Here is a 233-nt window from a genome sequence, read left to right on the forward strand (position 1 = left end):
CGTCGTAGGCCTCGACGACGACCTTGTCGGAGCCGGTCATGCGGAAGTTGGTGTTCACGCTGCCGATCTGTTCGGCGTGCGCGATGCCCGATGCGCAGGCGAGCGCCGCGGTGAATGCGGCAGTGAACGCGGCGGACAGCGTCGGGGCAAGGCGGATGGATTTCATGCGGATTCCCGGGAGTGACGAGGTGTCATTATCGGGCAGGGCGGCGCTAGTAACCGAGTTCTCGTTG

1 pseudogene is annotated in these 233 nt (G+C 64.8%); it reads right to left on the reverse strand.

The annotated features are described in order from the left end of the window. Nucleotides 1–166 (reverse strand): annotated as a pseudogene (locus tag SB786_RS37830) (CREA signal peptide protein); the annotation flags it as partial. Between the last annotated feature and the right edge of the window lie 67 nt (nt 167–233).

This window comes from Burkholderia sp. SIMBA_062 (assembly GCF_046534765.1).
GTDB lineage: Bacteria > Pseudomonadota > Gammaproteobacteria > Burkholderiales > Burkholderiaceae > Burkholderia > Burkholderia ambifaria.